This window comes from Micromonospora sp. NPDC047753 (assembly GCF_040642735.1).
Lineage (GTDB): Bacteria > Actinomycetota > Actinomycetes > Mycobacteriales > Micromonosporaceae > Micromonospora.
The window spans coordinates 1-3218 of sequence record NZ_JBEYSL010000643.1 but is presented as its reverse complement, the minus strand read 5'-3'; the positions used below and the strand labels follow the sequence as shown (position 1 = coordinate 3218).

General features: G+C 71.6%; 1 protein-coding gene and 1 pseudogene. One reads left to right on the top strand and one right to left on the bottom strand.

The features are described 5' to 3' along the window. The coding region (locus ABZ749_RS32455) for a GNAT family N-acetyltransferase (protein ID WP_357234598.1) at positions 1–590 on the bottom strand (590 nt) is incomplete at its 3' end. Between the two features lie 279 nt (positions 591–869). Here ABZ749_RS32455 and ABZ749_RS32450 point away from each other — a divergent pair. After that, positions 870–3131 (top strand): annotated as a pseudogene (locus tag ABZ749_RS32450) (glutamate synthase central domain-containing protein); the annotation flags it as partial. Positions 3132–3218: the final 87 nt, after the last annotated feature.

Below are 3218 nucleotides of genomic sequence, written 5' to 3'. Positions count from 1 at the left end.
GCCAGTGAGCCCTCGGTCGGCGTGCCGGCCAGCGCGGAGATCCGTCGCCCGTCGGCGATCCGGACGCGCTCCTCGTCGAGCGCGGCCAGTTCGAGTTCGGTGACGGCGGCGTCGCGTTCGGCCGGACCCGCCTCGCCGGGCGCGGTGCCGGCGGCGGCGAACGCCACCGCTGCCACGGCACGCCGTGCGGCGACATCGGCGGCGAAACCGGGGGAGTCAGCGGCCAGCACCCGCACCGCCGCGTCGGAGAGCGTCGCCGGGTCGGGCAGCGCGCTCGGGTCGAGCACCATCAGCGGCGCCTCCAGCACGCTGAGCCCCGCCGAGCGGGCCACCGCCAGCAGCTCCGGGGTCGTCTCGTGCACCCACTCGAAGGCCTCCGGCAGGCCCAGCTTCCGCTGGCGCTCGCGGACCGAGGCCACGTCGGCCAGCGACGGCGGCTCGGTGGCGTCGATCCGGGGGCGGGCATAGAACGGCCAGCCGGCGCCTTCGCGGACGAACAGCACCAACGCGCCATGCTCCTCCGCAGCGGCGACGTCGCGGGGCACCGCGTCGTAGAAGCGTTCCAACCGGTCGAAGACGTGCCTGTGCAGCGGATCCACCGCGCGAGACTACACGTCCCAGCCTGTGGACGGTGTGATCAATCTCGGGTGGCCGTGCGACCCCGGCCCTAACGTAGACTCAATAGACCCACGGGCCGACGTCGTCCCCACCATGATCCAACCTGAGTGACGACAGGAGGCCCGGTGGCTCAGCCGTACGCGGACACAGAACAGCCGCACCCGCACAGCCCGCAGGCGTCCCCGACGCCCCACCCCCGTCCGTCCGCCCAGGGCCTCTACGACCCAGCGCAGGAGCACGACGCCTGCGGCGTGGCCTTCGTGGCGGACCTGCACGGCCGGCGTTCACACTCGGTCGTCGCCAACGGGCTCGGCGCGCTCTGTCGGCTGGACCACCGGGGCGCCCGGGGCGCGGAGCCGAACACCGGCGACGGCGCCGGCATCATGATCCAGGTGCCCGACGCGTTCCTGCGCGCGGTGGCCGACGTCGCGCTTCCCCCAGCGGGCGAGTACGCCACCGGGCTGGTCTTCCTTCCCGACGACGATGCCGCCGAGGCGCGTGCCCGCCGGGTCGTCGAGAAGTACGCACTGGTCGAGGGCGCCGATCTGCTCGGTTGGCGGGACGTGCCGATCGACCCGAGTGACCTGGGCGAGACCGCCCTGGCGGCGATGCCCCGGGTCCGGCAGCTCTTCCTGGCGGCGCACCGCCTCACCGACACACCCGACGGGCCGGCCGGCTCCCCGCTGCGCGGCCTTGAGCTGGACCGGGTGGCGTTCTGTCTGCGTAAGCAGGCCGAGCGGGAGACCGCCGAGCGTGGCGTTCCGGCGTACTTCCCGTCGTTGTCCAGCCGCACCATGGTCTACAAGGGCATGCTCACGCCCGACCAGTTGCCGGCGTTCTACCCGGACCTGCGCGACGAGCGGGTGGACAGCGCCATCGCGCTGGTGCACTCCCGCTTCTCCACGAACACCTTCCCGTCCTGGCCGCTGGCGCACCCGTACCGGTTCATCGCCCACAACGGCGAGATCAACACGATCCGGGGCAACCGCAACTGGATGCAGGCCCGCGAGGCGCTCCTGCGCTCGCCGAACGTGCCCGGCAACATCCGACGGGTCTTCCCGGTCTGCACCCCCGCGGCGTCCGACTCGGCGAACTTCGACGAGGTCCTGGAGTTGCTGCACCTGGCCGGGCGGAGCCTGCCGCACGCGGTGCTGATGATGATCCCCGAGGCGTGGGAGAACGACCCGGGGATGGACCCGGCCAAGCGCGCCTTCTACCGCTTCCACGCCAGCCTCATGGAGCCGTGGGACGGCCCGGCGTCGGTGGCCTTCACCGACGGCGAGATCGTCGGCGCGGTGCTGGACCGCAACGGGCTGCGCCCGGGGCGCTGGTGGCAGACCGACGACGGGCTCGTGGTGCTCGGCTCCGAGGCGGGCGTGCTCGACCTCGACCCGGCCCACGTGGTCGCCAAGGGGCGGCTCCAGCCGGGCCGGATGTTCCTGGTCGACACGGTGGCCGGGCGGATCGTGCACGACGAGGAGATCAAGTCCGAGTTGGCCGCCGCCCAGCCGTACGGCGAGTGGCTGCACGCCGGGCTGATCGAGCTGAACGACCTGCCGGCGCGCGAGCACACCGTCTACACGCACGACTCGGTGCGCCGCCGGCAGCAGACCTTCGGCTACACGCAGGAGGAGCTGAAGATCCTGCTGGGGCCGATGGCCCGCACCGGCGCCGAGCCGCTCGGTTCGATGGGTACGGACACCCCGATCGCGCCGCTGTCCACCCGGCCGCGGCTGCTCTACGACTACTTCCACCAGCTCTTCGCCCAGGTCACCAACCCGCCGTTGGACGCCATCCGCGAGGAGTTGGTGACCAGCCTGGCGTCGACGATCGGGCCGGAGGGCAACCTGCTCGACCCGGGTGCCGCGAGCTGCCGTCAGATCGTGCTCCCGCACCCGATCCTCGACAACGACGAGCTGGCGAAGATCCTCTCCATCGACGAGGACGGCGACCTGCCCGGCTTCAAGGCGGTCCGGGTCTCCGGGCTGTACCGGATCCGGGAGGGCGCCGCCGGGATCAAGGCGCGGCTGACCGAGATCTGCCGGCACGTCTCCGAGGCGATCGAGGACGGGGTGCGCATCCTGGTGCTCTCCGACCGGGACTCCAACGCCGACCTGGCGCCGATCCCGTCGCTGCTGCTCACCGCCGCCGTGCACCAGCACCTCGTCCGCGAGCAGACCCGTACGCGGGCGGCGCTGATCGTCGAGTCCGGGGACTGCCGGGAGGTGCACCATGCGGCGGTGCTGATCGGCTACGGCGCGGCGGCGGTCAACCCGTACCTGGCGTTCGAGTCGGTCGAGGACATGATCGCTTACGGCCATAATTCGGCCTCCGCGCCGTTGGACGGCGCTCCGGACCGAATGACGGCCGCCGGCACGTTGGTCGGGGTGGAGCCCGCCGCCGCGGTGCGTAACTACGCGAAGGCGCTCGGCAAGGGCGTCCTGAAGATCATGTCCAAGATGGGCATCTCGACGGTCTCCTCGTACTGCGGTGCGCAGGTCTTCGAGTCTATGGACAATCGCTCACTGTTAACGCTAACGTGACGGACAGTCGTCGATGCTCGACCGATCTCAGGCCGCCGTGACGGAGCTGTCGCCATT